General features: G+C 51.2%; 25 protein-coding genes. All 25 read left to right on the top strand.

Annotation, left to right across the window (positions count from 1 at the left end):
* The first annotated feature begins 20 nt into the window (after positions 1–20).
* The gene (locus GZ093_RS11670; protein WP_296486073.1) at positions 21–638 is read left to right on the top strand and encodes a DUF1016 N-terminal domain-containing protein; all 618 of its coding nucleotides are present in this window, start codon (positions 21–23) and stop codon (positions 636–638) included.
* A gap of 28 nt (positions 639–666) precedes the next feature.
* Positions 667–924 carry a KilA-N domain-containing protein gene (locus GZ093_RS11665; RefSeq protein WP_296486071.1) on the top strand — a complete coding sequence of 86 codons (258 nt, stop codon included), beginning with the start codon at positions 667–669 and terminating at the stop codon, positions 922–924.
* A complete protein-coding gene (locus GZ093_RS11660) occupies positions 921–1739 on the top strand; it encodes a transketolase (RefSeq protein ID WP_296486069.1) in 819 nt (272 codons plus the stop codon). Before GZ093_RS11665 ends, GZ093_RS11660 begins: the two co-directional genes overlap by 4 nt.
* Positions 1736–2662, top strand: coding sequence for a transketolase C-terminal domain-containing protein (locus GZ093_RS11655; protein WP_296486067.1), 927 nt, complete (start codon positions 1736–1738; stop codon positions 2660–2662). The genes GZ093_RS11660 and GZ093_RS11655 overlap by 4 nt, the downstream gene beginning before the upstream one ends.
* A gap of 73 nt (positions 2663–2735) precedes the next feature.
* Positions 2736–3893, top strand: coding sequence for a PDDEXK nuclease domain-containing protein (locus GZ093_RS11650; protein WP_296486065.1), 1158 nt, complete (start codon positions 2736–2738; stop codon positions 3891–3893).
* A gap of 28 nt (positions 3894–3921) precedes the next feature.
* On the top strand, positions 3922–4065 hold the full coding sequence (locus tag GZ093_RS11645) for a hypothetical protein (RefSeq protein ID WP_296486063.1): 144 nt from the start codon (positions 3922–3924) through the stop codon (positions 4063–4065).
* Between the two features lie 33 nt (positions 4066–4098).
* Positions 4099–5187, top strand: a complete 1089-nt coding sequence (locus tag GZ093_RS11640) for a virulence RhuM family protein (RefSeq protein WP_296486061.1) — start codon at positions 4099–4101, stop codon at positions 5185–5187.
* 24 nt (positions 5188–5211) lie between these two features.
* Complete coding sequence (locus tag GZ093_RS11635; protein ID WP_296486059.1) at positions 5212–6150, top strand: NAD(P)-dependent oxidoreductase; 939 nt, start codon at positions 5212–5214, stop codon at positions 6148–6150.
* Between the two features lie 33 nt (positions 6151–6183).
* On the top strand, positions 6184–6486 hold the full coding sequence (locus tag GZ093_RS11630) for a nucleotidyltransferase domain-containing protein (protein WP_296486057.1): 303 nt from the start codon (positions 6184–6186) through the stop codon (positions 6484–6486).
* A complete protein-coding gene (locus tag GZ093_RS11625; protein WP_296486055.1) occupies positions 6483–6986 on the top strand; it encodes a hypothetical protein in 504 nt (167 codons plus the stop codon). The genes GZ093_RS11630 and GZ093_RS11625 overlap by 4 nt, the downstream gene beginning before the upstream one ends.
* Positions 6987–7019: 33 nt before the next feature.
* Positions 7020–7613: an NAD-dependent epimerase/dehydratase family protein gene (locus GZ093_RS11620; RefSeq protein ID WP_296486054.1), complete on the top strand. Its 594-nt coding sequence runs from the start codon at positions 7020–7022 to the stop codon at positions 7611–7613.
* Between the two features lie 25 nt (positions 7614–7638).
* A complete protein-coding gene (gmd, locus tag GZ093_RS11615; protein WP_296486052.1) occupies positions 7639–8739 on the top strand; it encodes a GDP-mannose 4,6-dehydratase in 1101 nt (366 codons plus the stop codon).
* Between the two features lies 1 nt (position 8740).
* Entirely contained in the window at positions 8741–9688 is a 948-nt protein-coding gene (locus tag GZ093_RS11610) for a GDP-L-fucose synthase (protein WP_296486049.1), read from the top strand.
* A complete protein-coding gene (locus GZ093_RS11605; RefSeq protein ID WP_296486048.1) occupies positions 9685–10851 on the top strand; it encodes a DegT/DnrJ/EryC1/StrS family aminotransferase in 1167 nt (388 codons plus the stop codon). The genes GZ093_RS11610 and GZ093_RS11605 overlap by 4 nt, the downstream gene beginning before the upstream one ends.
* Before the next feature lie 22 nt (positions 10852–10873).
* Positions 10874–12304, top strand: a complete 1431-nt coding sequence (locus GZ093_RS11600) for a hypothetical protein (RefSeq protein WP_296486046.1) — start codon at positions 10874–10876, stop codon at positions 12302–12304.
* A gap of 149 nt (positions 12305–12453) precedes the next feature.
* Complete coding sequence (locus GZ093_RS11595; protein ID WP_296486044.1) at positions 12454–13512, top strand: glycosyltransferase family 10; 1059 nt, start codon at positions 12454–12456, stop codon at positions 13510–13512.
* Positions 13505–14545 carry a glycosyltransferase gene (locus tag GZ093_RS11590; RefSeq protein WP_296486042.1) on the top strand — a complete coding sequence of 347 codons (1041 nt, stop codon included), beginning with the start codon at positions 13505–13507 and terminating at the stop codon, positions 14543–14545. Before GZ093_RS11595 ends, GZ093_RS11590 begins: the two co-directional genes overlap by 8 nt.
* Complete coding sequence (locus tag GZ093_RS11585; RefSeq protein WP_296486039.1) at positions 14542–15834, top strand: hypothetical protein; 1293 nt, start codon at positions 14542–14544, stop codon at positions 15832–15834. The genes GZ093_RS11590 and GZ093_RS11585 overlap by 4 nt, the downstream gene beginning before the upstream one ends.
* 16 nt (positions 15835–15850) lie before the next feature.
* Positions 15851–16918, top strand: a complete 1068-nt coding sequence (locus GZ093_RS11580) for a glycosyltransferase (RefSeq protein ID WP_296486036.1) — start codon at positions 15851–15853, stop codon at positions 16916–16918.
* 6 nt (positions 16919–16924) lie between these two features.
* On the top strand, positions 16925–18151 hold the full coding sequence (locus GZ093_RS11575) for a glycosyltransferase family 4 protein (protein WP_296486035.1): 1227 nt from the start codon (positions 16925–16927) through the stop codon (positions 18149–18151).
* Positions 18152–18183: 32 nt separating this feature from the next.
* On the top strand, positions 18184–19056 hold the full coding sequence (locus GZ093_RS11570) for an SDR family oxidoreductase (protein ID WP_296486033.1): 873 nt from the start codon (positions 18184–18186) through the stop codon (positions 19054–19056).
* Between the two features lie 26 nt (positions 19057–19082).
* Positions 19083–20093 (top strand): polysaccharide biosynthesis protein, encoded by a 1011-nt coding sequence (locus GZ093_RS11565; protein WP_296486032.1) that lies wholly within the window; start codon positions 19083–19085, stop codon positions 20091–20093.
* Entirely contained in the window at positions 20086–21216 is a 1131-nt protein-coding gene (gene wecB, locus GZ093_RS11560) for a UDP-N-acetylglucosamine 2-epimerase (non-hydrolyzing) (protein ID WP_296486030.1), read from the top strand. The genes GZ093_RS11565 and wecB overlap by 8 nt, the downstream gene beginning before the upstream one ends.
* A 22-nt stretch (positions 21217–21238) precedes the next feature.
* Entirely contained in the window at positions 21239–22180 is a 942-nt protein-coding gene (locus GZ093_RS11555) for an SDR family oxidoreductase (RefSeq protein ID WP_296486028.1), read from the top strand.
* A gap of 2 nt (positions 22181–22182) precedes the next feature.
* On the top strand, positions 22183–22708 hold a 526-nt coding region (locus GZ093_RS11550), incomplete at its 3' end, for a sugar transferase (RefSeq protein ID WP_296486087.1).

Genomic DNA, 22708 nt, shown 5'->3' with positions numbered 1-22708 from the left:
AGCTATTAAAAACGAAGCAAATGATCGCATCCCAACACCTGCAACAGCCACTGCTTACTGATGTTCGTCAGTTGATAGACGCTGCTCGCCAGCGCGTGGCACAGGCCGTCAATGCCGAGCTCACCCAACTTTACTGGCAAGTGGGCCGCCGCATCAGCACCGAACTCCTGCATGGGAAACGGGCCGACTACGGCAAGCAAGTGGTGGCAGAACTGGCACGCCAATTAACAACTGATTTTGGCAAAGGGCGGAGCGAACAACAACTACGCCACTGCGTACGCTTGGCCGATGTTTTGCCACAGGAACAGATTCTCTCCACACTGCGGAGAGAATTGACTTGGTCGCACCTCAAGACGCTGATCTACATCGACGACGCTCTGGAGAAGCACGAGCAGATCGAAGGCGAGTCAACCCCGATTGGTCTGATTCTGTGCACTGGCAAGAACACGGAGCACGTCGAGCTGTTGCAACTGCCCCAAAGCAACATCAGGGTTGCCGACTACCTCACGCTGCTGCCACCGCGTGAAACTTTGCAAGCCAAGCTGCACCAATCGATTGAATTGGCCCGGCAAAAGCTTGAGCCAACCAGTCGTGAGCATGAAAATACGCGCAAGTCCCCGTCAATCCTGCCTGACTAGCTATTAATAACGAAGCATGAAACCAGTCATGGTCAAAACCAAAATCATCCAGGTCGAAAGCGAATCCGTTTCGCTTTTGACGCACCAGAATACGGACTTTATTTCGTTAACTGACATGGTGCGCGCCAGCGAAAGTGGGTCTGCCATCATTGAAAACTGGCTACGCAACAAAATCACCATGCGCCCAACACCCCAGCAAAGTCAAAGTCACCGCACCAGCGGCAATTTAGCCGCTAACGCCTTACTCCAAACCATCCAACGCCATCGTTCAGCAGCGGCATCATGACCCAATTCAACGCAAATCACATTCGCAAAGTCATCCTCGATATGGCTTACTCGGGTGCCACAGTTCATATCGGCTGCGCGTTCTCCATCGTGGAACTGCTGGCGGTGCTGTACCGCAATCACCTTCAACTCGACGCTGCCAACCCGGCATCACCGACCCGCGACTACATGGTGCTCAGCAAAGGCCATGGTGTGATGGCCCAGTACGCCTGCCTGCATGAGCTGGGTTGCCTCACAGACGATGACATCGCCCATTACTTCAAAGACGGCACCCGACTCAAGGGGCTGGCTGATGCGCATGTGCCCGGTGTCGATGCCACCACCGGTTCGCTGGGGCACGGGCTGTCGGTCGCCGCAGGTTTAGCACTGGCGGCCAAGCTCAACAAAACAAGCCAGACTTGTTATGCACTGGTCGGAGACGGCGAACTCAATGAGGGTGCCATTTGGGAAGCGGCCCTGTTTGCCACCCACTTCAAGCTCGACAACCTGGTAGTGATCGTTGATAAAAACGGCTTTCAAGCCATGGGTCCGACGGACGATGTCATCGCGCTGGGCAATATTGAAGAAAAGTTTCGAGCTTTCGGCTTTGATGCCATCACCATTGATGGGCACGACGAAGACGCGATCGACGCTGCCTACACCAGCCTGAAAGCCGCCTGCAACGGCCGGCCCAAGGCCATCGTGGCCACCACAGTCAAAGGCAAAGGTGTCTCGTTCATGGAGCACAACAACATGTGGCACTACACCCGCCTGACACCTGAAACACATGCAGCCGCACTTTCCGAACTGGCAAAAAAACAGGTAACAACAGCATGAGAAACGCCTTTTCCGACGCACTGGTAGCCGCTGCACTGGCAGACCCCAAAGTCTTGTTACTCACGGGCGACCACGGTTATGCGCTGTTTGATGCCTTTCGTAAAGCACGGCCCGCGCAATACATCAACTGCGGCATTGCCGAGCAAAACATGGTGGGCGTGGCTGCAGGCTTGGCCAAAGCCGGATTCAAACCGATTGTTTACGGGCTGGCAGCCTTTGTCCCTGTGCGGGTGCTTGAGCAGATCAAGATTGACGTTTGTTACGAGAACCTGCCCGTCATCCTGATTGGCGACGGTGCCGGCCTGGTTTACAGCCATCTGGGCACCAGCCACCAAAGCACCGAAGACATTGCTTGCACCCGGGCTATCCCCGCACTTACCGTGCTGTCGCCAGCCGACCGTTTTGAGATGACCGCCACCCTGCAACTCGCGCTGCAACTGGCCTCACCGGTTTATTTGCGTGTGGGCAAAAGTGACCGCGGTGACGTGCATGCCGGCCCGGTCAATCTGACAGCGGGTGAGTTGCTGCAAGTCAGGCAAGGCACGCAGCGCATTGCCTTGCTGGCCACGGGTTCCATGGTCAAGACTGCAATGGACTTGTTTGATCAAGGCCTGGACGGCGAAGTCTGGAGCGTGCCCTCCATCAAACCGATATCGCAGCAGCAGCTGGCGCAAATTGCCAACCGGGTCGACTGCATCGTCACCCTGGAAGAGCATTCCATCATGGGCGGACTAGGCGCCTGTGTGGCCGAAGAAGTCGCGGCACATCGTCCAATGCGGGTCTGCCGCATCGGTATCGAAGACCGCTTCTCAGCCTATTGCGGCACCTGGGATTATTTGCTGCATGAGCATCGGCTGGATTTACCTGCCATCAAGCAAAAAATAGAGACATTTATGGCGCTAGCCCCCGTCAGCATTGCGTGATTAGCTATTAAAAATGAAGCAAATCATTCTCACCGCATCACTCAACTCCGCGCTGAAGCGATCTCCATAAAGCATGGCGACCATTACAAATACCTTTAGTTTTGCGGACTTGGTGCTTGCCATTCAGCAGACCGACGCTGCACTGTTGCAACAAGCGACCAAAGCGGTGAACAAGGGGCTGACCCTGCGCAACTGGCTGATCGGCTATCGCATTGCCGAATACGAACTCCACGGTGCAGACCGCGCCAACTATGGTGACCGCCTTTTGGGCGAACTTGCGGTCCGACTGAAAGACCAATCCGTCAGCAACACAGGGCGCAGGCAGTTGTACAACTACCTGCGCTTCTATCGAAGCTACCCGCAAATTGTGCGTACAGCGTCCGCACAATTGAGCCTCGGTATGGATTTCACTATGGTGAGCGGAAAAGTGCCGACAGTGTCGGCACAAAGTTCTATCCGCGCGGATAGTTCTGGTGCTATGGGCATTGACCCTGAAAAACTACTAAACCAACTCTCATACAGCCATTTTGAACAACTATTGGACATGGATGCCCCGTTAAAACGCTTGTTTTACGAAGTCGAAACACTGCGCGGCAACTGGTCGGTGCGCGAACTCAAACGCCAGATCGCCACCCAATACTTTGAACGAAGCGGCCTATCCCATGACAAGGAGACCTTGGCTTTGCTGGCGCATCAGCATACCGAAGTGCAAAGCCCTGCGCAGATCATTCGCGACCCTTACGTTTTTGAGTTTCTGCATCTGAGCGTGCAAGACGTGATGACGGAGCGGCGGCTTGAAGATGCTCTGCTAGATAAATTGCAACACTTCCTTCTTGAATTGGGGCACGGCTTTTGTTTTGAAGCGCGGCAAAAGCGCCTGCTAATCGGTGGAGAGCATTGCTTTGTGGATTTGGTTTTTTACCACCGCATCCTCAAATGCCATGTGCTGATTGAACTCAAGAACGACGCTTTCCGCCACGAACACCTTGGGCAGCTCAATACCTATGTCAGCTACTTCAAACAGCAAATGACGGACGGCGACCAGTTGCCCATCGGCATATTGCTTTGTACGCAGAAAAATCATGACATGGTGCAATTTGCGCTGGCAGGCATGAATAACAATTTGTTTGTCTCCCGCTACCAGTTGCAACTGCCAGGGCAAAATGAGATGGAGGAATTCTTGCTCAAAGCCTTGCAAGAACTGAATTTCAATGTCAATGTCAACCATTAACACTGCCTCGCTAACCCAATCCAACATCATGCGTATAGCCATCCTCGGTGCCACCAGCCAAATAGCCAAAGATTTGGTGTTGTCGTTTGCCGCGCAAACCACACTGGATTTGCCTTCCATCAAGCAAAAAATAGAATATTTTCTAGCGCTAGCCCCTGTCAGCATTGCGTGAGTAGCTATTAAAAACGAAGCAACTAAGATCACGATGAGTAAAAACAAGCCACCACAGGCCACCAAGCCCACGATCGCCTCCATGGTTCGCTCATCGGCGGCTGAATACCTGACCTTTGTCGCGGCCAGCGGCCAATCGCAAACCAGTGTGGAAATGCGCTACGAGGATGAGAATATCTGGCTGACGCAGAAGATGATGGCTGCACTCTACGGCGTGTCGGTGTCAGCCATCAATCAGCATCTAAAGCGGATTTTTACCGACAATGAACTCGAAGAATCAGCAGTTATTAAGCATTACTTAATAACTGCTGCAGATGGTAAAAGCTACAACACTCTGCACTACAGCCTGCAGGCAATCATTGCCGTTGGCTTCAAAATAGAAAATGAACGCGCCGTGCAGTTCCGTAAATGGGCCAACACCATAGTGAAGGACTACACGATTCAAGGCTGGACCATGGACGTGGAGCGCCTCAAAAGCAGCGGCAGCATTCTGAGCGATGAGTTTTTTGAGCGACAACTGGAAAAAGTCCGGGAAATCCGCCTCTCAGAGCGCAAGTTTTACCAGAAGATTACCGACATCTACGCCACCTCGCTGGACTATGACCCGTCGGCCACGGCGACACGACGCTTCTTTTCGGCGATTCAGAACAAGCTGCACTACGCCATTCACGGCCATACAGCGGCAGAGGTGGTTGTGGACCGTGCGGATCACCAAAAAGAAAACATGGGCTTGACCAGTTGGGAAGGCGCGCCCCAAGGCAAGATTCACAAATACGATGTTTCCATTGCCAAGAACTACCTCTCGGCGTTCGAGCTGGCACAGATGCAGCGGATTGTCTCGGCCTATCTCGACATGGCGGAAGTCCAAGCTATGCGGCGTATCCCCATGACCATGGCGGACTGGGAAGAACGACTGGGCGGTTTTTTGAAGCTCTGGGATCGGGACGTGCTGCAGGATGCCGGAAAGGTCACTGCAGAGATTGCCAAAGCTCATGCAGAAAGCGAATTCGAGAAGTACCGCATCGTGCAGGATCGGCTATTTGAATCTGACTTTGACAGGGAATTGAAACAGAACGGGGATCCATTATTAATAGGCCTGCAGCCCCCGTTAGAATTGCGTTAGTAGCTATTAAAAATGAAGCAAGTCATGCGTATAGCCATCCTCGGTGCCACCAGCCAAATGGCCAAAGATTTGGTGTTGTCGTTTGCCGCGAACACTCAGCATGAATTAAGGCTTTTCGCACGGCGACCAGACGCTGTGAAAGAGTGGATATCGTGCAACCGGCTCAGTAACTTGATCAGTGCTGGGAGTTTTGAAGATTTTGGGGTGGATGAACCTTTTGATGCCATCCTCAATTTTGTCGGTGTGGGTAATCCAGCCCAAGCGGTGGCCATGGGGGCATCAATTTTTGACGCCACGCTCACGTATGACGAGATGGCGCTTAACTATCTGAGCCACCATCCCGAGTGCCGCTATGTGTTCTTGAGCAGTGGCGCAGCTTATGGCTCAAATTTTGAGCAACCGGTAGATGGCAACAGCCGCGCAGCGATATCAATCAACCACCTTCAACCGCAAGATTGGTACGCCGTGGCCAAACTGCACGCCGAATGCCGCCATCGCGCATTGCCGCATTTGCCCATTGTTGATGTTCGGGTATTCAACTATTTCAGCCATACCCAAGATATGTCAGCGCGATTTTTTATCACCGATATCTTGCGCGCCATCCAATCTGGCGAAACGCTGATGACCTCGTCAGACAACATCGTTCGCGACTACATCGGCCCCGATGATTTCTTCTATCTGGTCTCGCTTATCCTGGCTCAGCCACCCATCAATGAGGTTGTTGATTGCTACACCCAGGCGCCAGTGGACAAGATGACATTGCTTGCCAGCATGAAAGAACGCTTTGGCTTGCGCTATGAAGTCAGCAATGCACCGGCTGGCGTCAATGCCACAGGCGTGAAAATGAATTACTTCTCCAATAACCGACGCGCAGAAGTGTTTGGCTATGTACCATCTAAAACATCGTTGGATAGCGTTTTGGATGAGGTTTTTATAGCCCTAGCCCCCGCCGATCCTGCGTGAGCAGCTATCAAAAAAGAAGCGATAAACATCACCATGCGCCTTACCCAAGCTCAGCAAGCAGCCATTCGCACCACCGCGACTGAGGTTTTTGGTGAGCGCGTGGGCGTTTGGCTGTTTGGCTCGCGGGCCAATGACAGCAAGAAGGGCGGCGACATTGACCTGCTGATATGCCCCAGCCCTCAAGTCACCGACAAGCTATTTGACAGAAAAATTCGTTTTCTCACCCAACTGGAACGCCAAATAGGCGAACGCAAAATTGATGTCGTCATTGAGATGCCGAATGACACCCGCCCCATCGTTGCCATTGCTCACGCCACAGGAGTCCAGCTCAATTGAAACCATCACCGGAAATACTCGCCCTTGCGCAAGCTCACGCCCTTTGCCAAGGCCATCTGGACGCGTTACACGACGCATTAAATGACATGCAGCAGCGGGCGCTGAGTGCGTCGGAGTACACGCATTTGTCCAAAACGGACAGGCGTCTGCTCGACCAGTTTGCCTATCGCTACACGCGCCTGCAAGACGACATGGGGGCGCGGCTGATGCCGACCATTTTGCGAGCCCTGGGTGAAGATGTCGCGGCGATGCCCGCGTTTGACCGATTCGCCCGGCTGGAACAACTCGGCTGGCTGCCCAGTGCCGACGACTGGAACGTTTTACGCCAGATACGCAACCAGTTTGCGCACGACTACCCCGATACTGTCAACGAGCGCTTTGAGCGCTTGCAGGCAGCGATTGGCGCAGCACAGCAGATGATTGCCGTGATGGCACAAATCGAGGGCAAAATTCGCCAGCGCTTTTCTGGCAGCGCTCTAGCCCCCGCCGATCCTGCGTAAGCAGCTATCAAAAAAGAAGCAAGTTAAATCATCATGAACACGCAATCCACGATCTACATCGCCGGTCACCAGGGCCTGGTCGGTTCAGCCATCTTGCAGGAGCTTCTGGCGGCTGGCCATGCGCCTGAAACCATCCTCACCCGCACCCATGCCGAGCTAGATCTGACCAACCAAGCCGCCGTGCAAGCCTTCTTCGCCGCTGAAAAGCCAGCGCAGGTCTATTTAGCCGCAGCCAAGGCAGGCGGCATTCATGCCAATAGCACCTACCCCGCCGATCTCATCTACCAAAACCTGATGATTCAGGGCAACCTGATGGAGGCCGCGTATCAAAATGGCGTGCAAAAACTCATGTTCTTCGCCCCGTCTGCAGACACCTTGCCCCTTGACGCGTTAGCCCTCTCCGACGACTCCTATGCTTTTGCCAAGACTGCAGGCATCAAGCTTTGTGAAGAGTATGCAAGCCGCGACGATGCAGATTACCGCTACATACTGCTCCCCGTCCTCAGTGGCCACGGTGTTCAGCAACACGATGGTTCGCATGTTGATGGCATAGCAGCCGCCAGCATCAATGTCATGAACCTGCCCAAAGCCAGCTACAGCCAGCGCAAGCCGCATGTGTTGAATTAACGGAAAAAGCATGATCTCCCAAAAAATGACATCTCAAGCCGCCCCTAAAGTCGCCCTTATCACCGGCATCACCGGTCAAGACGGCTCCTACCTTGCTGAATTTCTGCTGGAAAAAGGCTACACCGTGCACGGCATCAAGCGCCGCGCATCCAGCTTCAACACCGCCCGCATCGACCATATCTTTCAAGACCCGCACCTTGAGAACGCACGCTTCAAGCTGCACTACGGCGACCTGAGCGACTCCAGCAACCTGACCCGCATCATTCAGGAAACCCAGCCTGACGAAATCTACAACCTTGGCGCCCAAAGCCATGTCGCGGTCAGCTTTGAGAGCCCCGAATACACCGCAGACGTAGACGGCATGGGCACGCTGCGCATCCTGGAAGCCATTCGCATCCTGGGGCTGGAAAAGAAAACACGCTTTTACCAGGCCAGTACCAGCGAGCTTTATGGTTTGGTGCAAGAAACCCCGCAGCGCGAAACCACGCCGTTCTACCCGCGCAGCCCCTACGCCGTGGCCAAGCTCTACGCCTACTGGATATGCGTGAACTACCGCGAGGCCTACGGCATGTATGCCTGCAACGGCATCTTGTTCAACCACGAAAGCCCGCGCCGGGGCGAAACCTTTGTCACCCGCAAAATCACCCGTGGCCTGGCCAACATCAGTCAAGGTCTGGAAGACTGCCTGTTTATGGGCAACATCGACGCCCTGCGCGACTGGGGTCACGCCAAAGACTATGTGCGCATGCAATGGATGATGCTGCAACAAGACCAACCGGATGACTTTGTCATTGCCACCGGCGTGCAATACAGCGTGCGCCAATTCATTGATTGGACGGCTGCTGAACTTGGCATGACACTGCGCTGGGAAGGCACGGGTGTTGATGAGGTCGGCTACTGGAACGACAAGCCAGTGGTCAAGATCGACCCCCGCTACTTCCGCCCCACCGAAGTCGAAACCCTGCTCGGCGACCCCAGCAAAGCCAAGCAAAAACTCGGCTGGGTGCCAGAGATCACCGCGCAAGAAATGTGCAAAGAGATGGTGGCCCACGACCTGGAGCAAGCCAAACAGCACGCGCTGCTTAAACGGCATGGCCACCAAGTGACTCAAGCCAAAGGCGAATAACGTGGAAAAAACGCGTATTTTTCTTACCGGCGGTCGCGGCATGGTGGGACAAAACATACTTGAGCACCCCGCAGCGGCTCAATACGACATTGTTGCCCCCAGCAGCCAAGAGCTTGATTTGACAGACTTTGCCGCCACGCAGCGGTTCATGGTCGCAACCAACCCCGATGTTGTTATCCATTGTGCTGGCCGCGTGGGCGGCATCCAGGCCAACATTGCGCACCCGGTTGACTTTTTAGTCACCAACATGGACTTGGGCCGCAATGTGATCATGGCCGCACACAAAGCAGGCGTACCCAATCTCATCAACCTGGCCAGTTCTTGTATGTACCCGCGCAATGCGCCCAACCCACTGAGCGAAACCCTTGTTTTGCAAGGTGAACTGGAGCCGACCAACGAGGGCTACGCACTCGCCAAGATTTTTGCCACCCGGCTATGCGAATACATCAACCGCGAAAGCCAGCAAACAGGCGCCACCGGCGTGCGCTACAAAACGCTGATCCCCTGTAACCTATACGGGCGGCACGATAAATTTTCCCCCGAGCATTCACACCTGATTCCCGCCATCATCCACAAGGTGCACCAGGCCAAGGTGCAGCACCTTGCAGAGGTTGAGATATGGGGCGACGGCACCGCGCGCCGCGAGTTCATGTATGCGGGCGATCTGGCTGGCGCAGTGCTGCAAGCCGTGCAAGACTTCAGCCAACTGCCTGACCTGATCAACATCGGCTTGGGCCACGACCACAGCATCAACGATTATTATGCCGCTGCTGCGCAAGTTATCGGCTGGCAAGGAAATTTTGTGCATGACACAACCAAACCCGTTGGCATGAAACAAAAACTGGTTGACATCACCCGTCAACGCGCCTGGGGCTGGATGCCCGCCACCGCACTGAGCACAGGCATTGAAAAAGCCTACCAATATTATTTAATGGAACAAAACGCATGAGCTACAAATACCCCCTTGCCACGGCCACCTGGGACCAAGCAGAATACGACGCGCTTCAAAGTGTCATTACCTCCGGCATGTTCACCATGGGCCCAAAGGTGTTTGAGTTCGAGCGGCAATTTGCCAGCTACCTGGGTGCCAAGCACTGCGTGATGGTCAACTCGGGCTCATCGGCCAATTTGCTGATGGTGGCCGCACTGTTTTATTCAAAGAACCCCGACCTGGCACTCAAACCCGGCGACGAGGTCATCGTGCCTGCTGTGTCGTGGAGCACCACCTACTACCCGCTGCACCAATACGGTTTGAAGATCAAGTTTGTTGATATTGACCTCCAAACTCTCAACTATGACCTGGACGCGCTTGAAAAAGCTGTGACTGACAACACCCGCCTCATCATGGCCGTCAACCTGTTGGGCAACCCCAATGACTTTGACCGCATCAAGTCCATCATCGGCACCCGAAAAATAACGCTGATTGAAGACAACTGCGAATCTTTGGGTGCAGAGTTTCAAGGCAAAAAGGCCGGCACATTTGGCGTGATGGGCAGCTACAGTTCTTTTTTCTCGCACCACATTTCCACCATGGAAGGTGGCCTCATCAGCACGGATGACGATGAGTTGCACCACATTCTGTTGTCGCTGCGCGCCCACGGTTGGACCCGCAACTTGCCCAAGGTCAACCATGTGTGCAGCGATAAAAGTGACGATCCGTTCAAGGAATCCTTTCGCTTCGTGCTGCCAGGCTACAACGTGCGGCCACTGGAGATGTCGGGTGCCCTCGGCATCGAGCAGGTCAAAAAGCTGCCATCACTGATCGCCGAGCGTCGCAAAAACGCGGCCATGTTGCAGACCGTGATGCAGGATCATCCGAAAGTGTTGATTCAGCAAGAAATCGGTGCCAGCAGCTGGTTTGGGTTCAGCCTCGTGATACGCCCCAACGTGAATCTGACCCGCGACGAACTCCTCATCAAGCTCAATGCGCTTGGCTTTGAGGTGCGCCCGATTGTTGCTGGCAACTTTGCTAAAAACGAAGTCGTCAAGTATTTCAATTCAGAAGTTTCGGGTGAACTCGTCAACGCTGATCATCTTGATGCGAATGGCCTCTTCATTGGCAACCACCACTATTCCATTGCGGATGCGGTGAAGCAACTGGCAACAATATGACAGCCAATAAGCTGCTCTGCTAGTGATCGTCGTTTTATTCGGCAACGCCGCGCAGTTCATTCTGCTGCTTTTGGCCATGCGGCTTGCAACGAGCTATTTGCCTCCTGAAGAGATGGGTCGCTTGTCGCTAATCACCGCAGCCACCGCTTTCTTTGCAATGTTTTTAGTCAACCCCGTGGGCATGTTTATCAACCGGCGCCTTCATGCTTGGGATGCGCTGGGGCGGGCCAAATATTACCTCAAGCTGCACTGGTTGTACCTATTGGTGGTGAGTGGCATAGCCGCAGGCAGCCTTGCGATTTTGAACACATGGGGCGCGTTCGGCCCCCAGTTCAGCACGACATGGTTACTGCTGCTTGTTTGTGGGTCAGTGGTTTTTAATACCATCAATCAAACAGCAGTGCCATCGCTCAACCTGCTTGAATTTCGTGGCCGGTTTTTCATATTAACTTTGGCAACTATCGGTATGGGGTTGGTCAGTGCGTACCTGCTAGTTCGAACTTTTTCACCTATAGCAGAATATTGGCTCATGGGCCTGCTGATCGGCCAAGCAGTACTTGCTGTCGTTGGTGTAGCTGTTTTGTTTGCAAAGCTACAAACATCAGTCGCAGCGTCGCGACCCACAAAAGCACACCTGCGCATTCTCTTCAGCTTCGCTTGGCCAGTGGCCGTCGCAGTCGGGTTCAATTGGCTACAAACGCAGGGCTATCGTTTTTTGGCGGTTGACTCGCTTGGGTTAGCCGCACTCGGCCTCTTTGTGGCCGGATACGGCATTAGCGCAGGACTACTGGCTGCATTTGAGGCCGTGCTGACCACTTACCTCCAGCCCCGTTTTTACAAGAGCGTGAGCAACAGCAACACAACAACGCAGTCGTTGGCGTGGAACACATACGCCGGGGCCATTCTGCCGTCATTGGTGCTTGTTACCTTCATACTTATCGCGCTGGCTCCCGAATTAACCCGTTTCATGGTCGGTGCGGCTTATCAGTCGTCTTCGCAATTTGTGGTTTGGGGTGTTTTGGCAGAAGGTGCCAGGGTCGTCGCGGGGGTTTACGGCTTGTCGGCCCATGCCAAAATGAAAACCCGGTTGTTGCTATTGCCCAATTTATTGGGCGCCATTATTAGCACAGCATTAATTTTGGTACTCGCACCCAAGCTAGGTGCCCACGGTGTCGGTTTGGCTCGCGCACTCGCGGGCATTGGCTTGGTGTTGGCCATGCATTACCTGATGATTACAGCACTTGAGATGAAGCTCCCCTATAGGCTTCTTTTGAAGGCTGCCGGCATGGGGGTGCTTCTTTGGCTAATGGCCTCGGCAGGCCGGTGGGCAATGGGCGGCACCACAAGCCTGTCCAGTGCCGGCTTTCTGCTTGTGGTAGTGGGTTTGGTTTTTTTGTCGATGTTCTATTGGTTAATTCTTCCGTTCTTGCCCAGAAACGATAAGTTCTTATGAAAATTCTAATGGTGTGCATGGCGCACGACTACGGTGATCCATTACGCGGGCACTCTTATGAGTACTGCAATTTCACAAATCTATTTTTAATATTTCAGCGTTGAAATATTAGAAGCTAACTACTTACTTACTTATTAATTAATTAAATAATGATTAATTCTTTTAATGAAAACAAAAAAATAACGGGAAAGCGCTCGATATTTATCGACCCTTCGTATGTGCACTTCAATTCTGATGGCATATTTAATCTAGAAGACCCTGTTCTTAATAGAGATGATCAACTTCTTCCATTTCACAGACTGCGTGAAAAACTAGTCAGTAAAGGTCAGAGAGTTCATACGGCGGATTATCTACCTCATGATAATCATGATTCGGAGTCGCGTGAATATTACTCCTTGGGTATTCTTGATAATTTTAAAAAAATCAGTAATGAAAAAAATGCGAGTTTATCAGCATTTGTTATTATGGAGCCACCCGTCGTAGCACCGCATCTTTATGCAGCGTTGCCAGAACTCACGGCAGTCTTTGATCTAGTTTATGTGCACAATGTTGATGGTGATGGCTATTCACTAACTGGTGTCATACGTGAAAAGTTACGAAGACTTTATTGGCCTATTCCATATATGGCCGTATTAGAACCATATTGGAGTAAAAGCGATAGGTTCAAACGTATTGTAGTTATAAATGGTAGCCACAATCCGCATTCCCGATCTCGAGAGCAGTACAGCACCCGCATTGAGGCGATGGTGGCACTGTCAAAATTCAACGCAGTTGATTTGTATGGACGCGGCTGGAAGAGATGGTGGTCGCGCGCAGCCTTGTGGCTGCCTTATTGGCGCAATCGCAGTGCGTTAATGTCTATTTACAAAGGGGCATGTGCATCTAAATTTGAAGTCCTTCAGCAATACGAGTTTTGCTTATGCTTTGAAAACATGGCAATGAATGGATACATTACGGAAAAAATATTTGATTGCATCTATGCCGGAACCATCCCACTGTACTTAGGTGCTTCAGATATAGAGAAATATATACCATCAACTGCCTATGTTGATTGCCGAAAGTTTGCCACATGGGATGAAATGTGGGAGGAGGTACGTGCAATGTCTGATATTCAAATTCAATCAATGCGAGACGCTGGGCGGTTGTTCTTAGGCAGCAAAGAAGCAAAGCCTTTCTTTAACTCCATTGAAAATATTGTGCTTGGATAAATTAATTATGGAGCAGGAAAATCCATTAGTCTGCATTTGTATACCGGTCTACAACGCCGAGAGAACAATTCGCGAGACAATTTCTTCTATTATAAATCAAACTTATAAAAACATAGAAATTCATGTTGTTGATAACGCGTCTATCGATAATACGTTAGCGATTGTTTCGGAATTCAATGATTCAAGAATTACCATTCATTGCAATGGCGTCAATATTGGTGGCGAAGGTAATTTCAATCGGTGTATCGAGTTGGCAACTGGTAAATACACGGCGATATTTCATGCCGATGATGTATATGAACCCAATATAATCGAGAAACAAGTATCATGTTTTCAAACTGATATCAATATAGGCGCAGTTTTTACTGCTGCGAAGACAATTGATAGTGCTGGCGCCGTCACTGGTTCAATTGGGGCATCTAAGTTATCAAGCAATACTGCTGTTTTTGACTTTAATTTGCTTTTTAAATCAATCCTGAAATTCGGAAATTTTATTGTTTGTCCAAGCGCCATGGTTCGTACTGATATTTACAAGGACCAAATTCTATGGTGGCGTGGAGATTTATTTAGATCAAGCGCCGATTTAGATGTTTGGTTAAGAATTGCTGAGTATCATTCAATTGTTTTTTTAGAAGAAGAACTAATGCGATATAGGGTGGATAGTAACCAATTTTCAAACCAAGTGCGCTTAAGGTGTGAGCGTGCGGATTTTTTCTTGGTGACAGACTATTACCTTAAAAATTCAAAAATTCAAAAATTTCTGATAAATAGTGATCGTTTAAATTATGAAATGCTAGTAATAAACGACAAAGTTTGGCGCTCCATTAATCAATACTTGAATGGAAACATTGAGGAAGCAACGTTGTTGCTGCGCGGTTTGATGTCTTTGAAGCTCTTTCCCGCTATTTTCTGTTCGCGTCGTGATCTAATGACAGTGGCGGCATCAATATTTTTGCGCTTAGCGATAACATTTAAAATGTATAAAGCAAGTGTTGTGGTTCTGAATTATTTTAGAGCGAAATACAATAAATGATGCAGCTTGAGTTATTTGATCTGATGCTATTGACATTGGCATTCCTTTCTTTGTTGATTGGATTGGCCTTTAAATTTCATAAAAATCATTCGATATTTATTTTTTCTTGCTTAATGGTGGTTTCAGATGTTCTTAACCCTTTCTTATTCGTTGAAAATAGAGATAGCTATAGCTATGCTGGCTGGAGCGCGGTTAGGTTGTTTGATTTCACAACTTCGTCGCTAATTTTTAGCTATGCTGGTAGCTACGTTGTATATTCGTTAATTATTTTATTTTCCTTGCCGTTTCTTTTATTTTCTAATAGAAATAATAATGTAGTTATTTCTAAAAATTTAGTGCACAGTGTGCAAAAAGGAATGGCAAATTCACCGAAAATAAGTGAGCGCGGTTTCATTTCTTTTCTCGTGTTCCTTATGTTACTCTATTACCCGTTGTATAATAATGGAGTTGGAATTACAGGCGTTGGTGGTGAGTTGCCGTTCCACTTGTCTGGTGCTTTTCATTACATTCGAACTTACTTGATGCCATTTTTATTAGTTATACTTTTAAGTCGCACTGGTGCATCTAAGAAAGTAGTACTAACTTTTCTTCTTTATTCTTTTGTTGCTGGTGTTGCGGCATCGAGCAGATTTGTGGGATTATTACCCGTAATTTTTCTTATCATGTATTTTGTTAGGCTTAAAATATATTATTTTATTTTCCCTTGCTTAGTCTATGCTGTCTTTATATGGTTTTCAGTTTCCACCTCAAGAGATTTGACTTTCGATGGAAATCGACATGATCTTTTTGAGGTTATGTATTATTCATTAACAAATATTAATATTGATGATATTATCGCCACTTTCGATACTATTACCGGTCGTTTGTCCGGGGCTCAGCAAATGGTTTTGGTTAATCAGTTTCGCGGTATTAATGACTGCCGTAATATTTATGGTTTTTTATTGGGTGAAAGTGTTTGCACGGATACCGCAGGATCTGTTTATGGACTTGATTTAACTGGTACTGCTTATGGTTTGGGTTTGAGTTTGATTCCGTCTATTGTTATTTCCAGTTATTCTTTACTTGGATATATTTTCCCAGCATTTTGGATTTGTGTTTTGATTTGTTTATCTCAAATTTTTTATAAAAAAATACGATTCGGTTTGGGTTGGATTGGAACTGCTGATTTATATTTGATATTATCAATATTGTTTATTTTCTTGGGTCAGTTATTGTTTTTTTATTATTTGCAATTTGCAATTTGCGGAGTAGTATTGATTAAAACTTATGGCACGAGATTGCGATTCTAATTTAATGTAAAACAAGATGGGGAAATTATTTATCAATGCCATGAATGTGCATCAGGGTGGTGGACGCGCATTACTGGTTGCATTGCTTAGTGACCTCCCGAGCACCACTAAGTCAGTCGCTTTGCTAGATAGTCGATTGCTCATTTCTGCCCCTAGCTCCGATACCGTTTATATTAAGCGGGTTAGACCATCAGTGATAACGCGCTTGCAAGCAGAATGGTGGCTGACGAAAAACGTTCGTTCTGGTGATACGGTTCTTTGTTTTGGTAATTTGCCCCCTGTTTTTAAGCTTGCAGGTCGTGTCGTCGTTTTTGTTCAGAATAAATATCTCTTGGAAAATACAAGTCTTTCTGGATTTTCTTGGAAAACAAAATTTCGCCTGACCCTCGAACGATTCTGGTTCGGACTGAAGGCTAAGAATGCTGATCAATTTGTGGTTCAAACACTATCCATGAAAACCGCATTGCAATTGCGTCTTGGGCTCACAGATAATTTGAATTCAGGCAACGAAAAACCTGTTGATATTTTACCATTTACGAATGATGTAATTGGTTATCAACGAAAGCTATTAGTAAAACCAAATGTAAAATTAAATGATTATGATTTTATTTATGTGGCTTCTGGTGAACCCCATAAAAATCATAGAACCTTGATTGAGGCTTGGTGTTTGCTGGCTAAGGATCACTGTTTTCCATCACTGTGCCTGACTTTGGATAGAGCGCATTTTCCCGACCTGTGTGAGTTGATTGATTTGAAAATATCTCAATTTATTTTAAATATTGAGAATATAGGTGTTTTGTCGCACGACAAGGTTCTTGTTTTATATACGGTTGCCGGTGCGTTAGTTTATCCATCAACCTTCGAATCATTTGGCTTGCCTTTGATTGAAGCACGGCAAGCCGGACTACCTGTACTGGCTTCTGAACTAGATTATGTGAGAGATGTATTGGATCCAGAAGGATCTTTCGATCCAAGTTCTGCAATCTCCATTGCTAGAGCTATTAAGCGCTTTATGGGAATTGAGGAGCCACCGTTGCCTTTGCTTGATGCCAAAGGTTTCTTGAATCAAATTTTAATAGGATAGGTTAACTTGCGAGTTTTAATTGTCAGTCAATACTATTGGCCTGAAGCCTTTCGCATCAATGAAGTAGTACGGTCATTGATAGAAATTGGCTGCCACGTGACTGTTCTGACTGGTCAACCAAACTACCCGCAGGGCAAGGTGTTTGAAGGCTATTGCGCTATTGGTTTCGGTGCAAAGCAACATGAAGCGGGGTACAGCATTTATCGTGTCCCGCTTGCGCCGCGAGGCCGCGGAGATGCACGAGGTTTAGTAGTCAACTATCTTTCATTTGTCCTTAGTGCCAGTGTGCTTGGCCCGTGGTTGCTGCGTAAGCAGCGTTTTGACGTGATTTTTGTTTTCGGCATGTCACCCATCTTCCAGGCTATACCCGCAGTGATTCTGAAGTGGATCAAGCGAGCGAAGTTGGTCACCTGGGTGCAAGACCTTTGGCCACAAAGCCTGGAGGCGACCGGTTTTGTGCGCAACCGGCGTGTGCTGGCTATGGTGGCTGTACTCGTGCGCTGGATTTACCGGCGTTGTGATTTGCTGCTGGTGCAGTCGCAGGCTTTCATTCCCCCGGTGAAGGCTATGGCCGATAAAACCCCGGTGGAATATCACCCTAACCCTGGCGAGTTGGCATTCGGTCAAACGCAGCCTATGGGGCCGCCGGCTTTGGTGTTGGAACGGGGTTTTAACGTGGTGTTTGCTGGCAATCTGGGTACTGTGCAGGCCTTGGGAACTGTGCTAGATGCCGCCGAGCTGCTACTGCCGCATGCGGATGTGCGAATAGTTCTGGTGGGAAGCGGTAGCCGCAGTGAATGGCTGCAGCAGGAGGTGGTTCGCAGGCAGTTGGGCAATGTTCAACTGGCCGGGCGGTTTCCGACGGAGGCCATGCCTGGCATTCTGGCGCAGGCTTCAGCCCTGTTGGTGAGCCTGGCACGCAGCAGCATCATGAGCCAGACGGTGCCCAGCAAAATACAGGCGTATCTGGCTGCAGGCAAGCCCATCATTGCATCGTTGGATGGCGAGGGTGCCCGGGTGGTGGAAGAATCCGGTGCTGGGGTTGCATGCCCCGCCGAGGACGCCGCTGTGCTGGCTGAGGCCGTGCTGCGGCTCAGAACCATTCCCCATGCTGAATTGCAGCGCATGGGGGAGTCTGGCCGAATTTATTACAAGCAGCATTTTGACCCCGCTATGCTTGCTGAAAAGCTCTTGCAGCACTTCACAAAGGTTCTGGCAGAGGTCAAGCCATAAATAGTAGTAATTGAAAACAGGAACATGATTCAATGATCAAAAATCAAAAGCTAAAAGTGTTGGTGCTAGGCGTATCTGGCATGTTGGGCAACGCGGTGTTGCGCGTTTTCGCGCAGGGTGATGACTATTCGGTCGTGGGTTCGGCTCGTTCGGCTGGCGTGCTGCGCTTGCTGCCGCCCGAGTTGCGTGAGCAGGTGATCTGTGGGGTGGATGTGGAGAACGCAGACAGCGTGATGCGACTATTCACGCTGGCTCGTCCCGACGTGGTGATCAACTGCGTTGGCCTGGTCAAGCAACTCGCCGAGGCTGATGACCCCTTGGCTGCCATCCCCATCAACGCGCTGCTGCCCCATAGGCTTGCCCGACTGTGTGATGTGGCGGGTGCTCGCCTTGTTCACATGAGCACTGACTGCGTGTTTGCTGGTACCCGTGGCATGTACCGCGAGCAAGACGCGTCGGACGCGCAAGATTTGTATGGCCGCAGCAAATACCTGGGGGAGGTTGATTATCCGCACGCAGTCACACTGCGCACATCCATCATTGGTCATGAACTCAGTAGTGCGCACGGCCTGGTGGGGTGGTTTCTGGCGCAGCAGGGGTCGGTAAAAGGCTTCACACGCGCCATATTTTCAGGCCTACCAACGATGGAGTTGGCCCGTGTCATGCGCGACTTGGTCGTGCCAAATCCTGAGTTGCGGGGGCTCTACCATGTGTCTGCCGAGCCAATTAACAAGTTTGAGTTGCTGAAGTTGGTGGCGCAGGCATACGGCAAAGACATTGACATTGAACCGGATGACAAACTGGTGATTGACAGATCACTGGACTCCAGCCGTTTCCGCGAGATTACGGGTTACCAGCCGCCTGCCTGGCCGGAATTGGTGCGCCGCATGCATGAATTTGCTTAAGTCAACGTATAAAGAGGAAATCAAAGATGTTTAAAGACAAGGTATTGCTCATTACTGGCGGGACGGGCTCATTCGGCAACGCTGTGCTGAACCGTTTTCTGCATTCTGACTTTGCAGAAATTCGAATTTTTAGCCGTGATGAGAAAAAGCAGGAAGATATGCGTATCACGCTGAAGAGCGATAAGCTCAAATTCTATATTGGCGATGTTCGGGCATACGACAGCGTTGATGATGCGATGCGCGGTGTGGACTATGTGTTTCACGCGGCCGCGCTCAAGCAGGTGCCGTCGTGCGAGTTTTACCCCATGGAGGCGGTTCGGACCAATGTGCTGGGCGCTGAAAACGTGATGCGCGCTGCCATTGCCAACGAGGTCAAGCGCTGCGTGGTGCTGAGCACTGACAAGGCGGTTTACCCCATCAATGCCATGGGCATCTCCAAGGCGATGATGGAAAAGGTTATGGTGGCCAAATCGCGGCTGTGCGACCCGGGTAAAACGGTGCTGTCGGCCACGCGCTACGGCAACGTGATGGCTTCACGTGGTTCAGTGATTCCGTTGTTCCTTGGCCAGTTGCAGGCGGGCAAGCCTCTGACCATTACCGACCCGAACATGACGCGGTTTCTGATGTCGCTTGAGGAATCGGTGGACCTGGTTTTATATGCGTTTGAGCATGCCCAGCCGGGTGACATTTTTGTGCAGAAGGCCCCAGCGTCAACGGTGCGCGACTTGGCGCAGGCAATGAAGGAGTTATTGCGCAGTGCCACCGACGTCAAAATAATCGGTACGCGGCATGGGGAGAAATTGTACGAATCACTGGTATCGCGCGAAGAAATGGCCCGCGCCGATGACTTGGGCGGCTACTACCGTATTCCCGCCGATTCGCGTGACCTGAACTACGACAAGTATTTTGTGGAAGGCGAAACCGAAATCTCTGAAATTGACGACTACACCTCCCACAACACGCATCGCCTGGATGTCGAGCAGGTCAAACAGGTGTTGATGAAGTTGGACATCATTCGGGAGGCTGTACATGCGTAAGCTGAAGGTCATGACCATCGTCGGCACCCGGCCCGAGATCATCCGCCTGTCGCGCGTCATCGTGAAGCTGGACCGACATTGCGATCATGTGCTGGTGCATACCGGGCAAAACTACGATTACGAGTTGAATGAGGTGTTTTTCAGCGATTTGGGTATTCGCAAACCCGACGCGTTTTTGGAGGCTGCGGGCGCTACTGCGGCAGAGACCATTGGCCAGGTGATCATTGCTGCTGACCGGGTGATGCAGGAACATGCGCCCGAAGCTTTGCTGCTACTGGGCGATACCAACAGCAGCCTTGCCGCCATTTCAGCTAAGCGCCGTAAGATACCCATTTTTCACATGGAGGCAGGCAACCGCTGTTTTGATTTTCGGGTTCCTGAGGAAATTAACCGGCGCATTGTTGACCACACATCAGACATCAACCTCACATACAGCGAGATTGCGCGGGAGTATTTGCTGCGTGAGGGCTTGCCGCCCGATCAGGTGATCAAGACCGGTAGCCCGATGCGCGAGGTAATTGAGTATTACTGTGCGGGAGTGGAGGCGTCTAACGTTTTGCCCCGCCTTGGGTTGACGGAACAACAGTATTTTTTGGTCAGTTCGCACCGTGAAGAAAATGTGGACGCACCGGAAAACCTGCAGCGTTTGTTTAATGTGTTGAATGCCCTGGCGGAGCAGTTTACCTTGCCAGTGATTGTTTCTACCCACCCACGCACCCGAAAGCGCATGGACGCCATGGGGCTCAGTGCCAATGCATTGGTGCAGTTCCACAAGCCGTTCGGCTTCCTTGATTACGTACGACTTCAAACGGGAGCTCGTGCTGTACTGTCGGACAGTGGAACCATCACAGAGGAATCTTCAATTCTTAACTTTCCAGCCCTGAATTTGCGCGAGGTGCATGAACGACCCGAAGGATTTGAAGAGGCTGCGGTCATGTTTGTGGGCATGGATGTTGACCGGGTGTTGCGGGGGCTGGATGTGTTGGCGACCCAGCCACGCGGGGAACACCGCGCCTTGCGTTTGGTAAATGACTATGCGCCCGACAACGTATCCGACAAGATCGTGCGAATTATTCTGAGCTATACGGATTTCGTGAACAGAAAAGTCTGGCGTAAGGCGTGAATCCAGTTCGGGGTATTTGGACATGATTCTTGTGACCGGAGCAACTGGGTTTGTTGGTAAGGCGGTCGTTCAGCGCTTGCTGGTTGACGACGAGTCGCGGCGCGTGGCCGTGGCTGTTCGTCGAGACGGCCAGCAGTGGCCAGACGGAGTGCTGCCCTATGTGACTGGTGACCTTGAACCCTCTGCCGATTGGTCCGTTGCGCTCGGGGGCGTGTCAGTTGTCGTGCACTGTGCCGCCCGCGTGCATGTGATGGCGGATGCAGCCGTCAACCCGCTGGACGAATTTCGTCGGGTCAATGTGCAGGGCACCCTGAACCTGGCCCGACAGGCGGCTGCAGCTGGTGTGCGTCGCTTTGTGTTCATCAGCTCAATTGGTGTCAATGGTGCCGAGACTTTTCAGCAGCCATTTACGGCCCAAGATGTTGCTGCGCCGCATTCTCCCTATGCGGTATCCAAATACGAGGCAGAACTGGGCTTGCAGGCATTGGCCGCTGAAACAGGAATGGAAGTGGTGATCATTCGCCCGCCGCTCGTCTATGGGCCTGGTGCACCAGGCAACTTTGGCTCATTGATGCGCTGGCTCAAACGCGGCGTGCCCTTGCCGCTGGGCGCCATCCATAACCAGCGCAGTCTGGTGGCGCTAGACAACCTGGTCGATTTAATCGTGACTTGCCTCACGCACCCCGCTGCAGCCAATCAGACTTTTTTGGTATCCGATGGCGAAGATGTTTCCACTTCAGAGCTGCTGCGCCGCATGGGCCAGGCCTTGGGTTGCCCGGCGCGCCTGGTACCTGTGCCGGCCAGCATCCTCAAACTGGCGGCGGCCATGGTGGGCAAGTCGGATGTGGCGCAGCGCTTGTGTGGGTCTTTGCAGGTGGATATATCCAAAACCCGGCAGCTGTTGGGCTGGGCACCGCCGCTGTCGCTCGATGAAGGCTTGAAGAAAGCTGCAGAAGGACTATGAGTTTGAAGCGAATATTTGATCTATTGCTGGCCTTGGCGGCGGCTGCGGTTTTGGCGGTGCCGGTATTGCTGGTGGCGCTGGCGGTGCGGCTGACCTCGCCGGGGCCGGCCCTGTATTGGTCAGACCGCGTGGGGCGGCACAACAAGCTGTTCAAGATGCCCAAGTTCCGCAGCATGCGGGTGGGCACGCCTGCAGTGGCCACGCATTTGCTGGCCGACCCCAAGGCCCACCTCACGCCGATTGGCAGCTTTTTGCGCAAGAGCAGCCTGGACGAGCTGCCGCAGCTGTGGAGCATTCTGGCCGGCGACATGAGTTTTGTGGGGCCGCGCCCAGCGCTGTTTAACCAGCACGACCTGATTGCGCTGCGCACTCAGCAAGGCGTGCATGAGTTGGTGCCCGGGCTCACCGGCTGGGCGCAGGTAAATGGCCGCGATGAGTTGCCGATCCCTGACAAGGTGAAGCTCGATGCAGCGTACCTGCAGCGCCAGTCGCTGGTGTTTGACATTCGCATTTTGTGGCTGACCTTCG

This window comes from Rhodoferax sp., from assembly GCF_010365055.1.
Classification (GTDB): Bacteria; Pseudomonadota; Gammaproteobacteria; order Burkholderiales; family Burkholderiaceae_C; genus Rhodoferax.
This window is presented reverse-complemented; position numbering and strand designations above follow the sequence as displayed.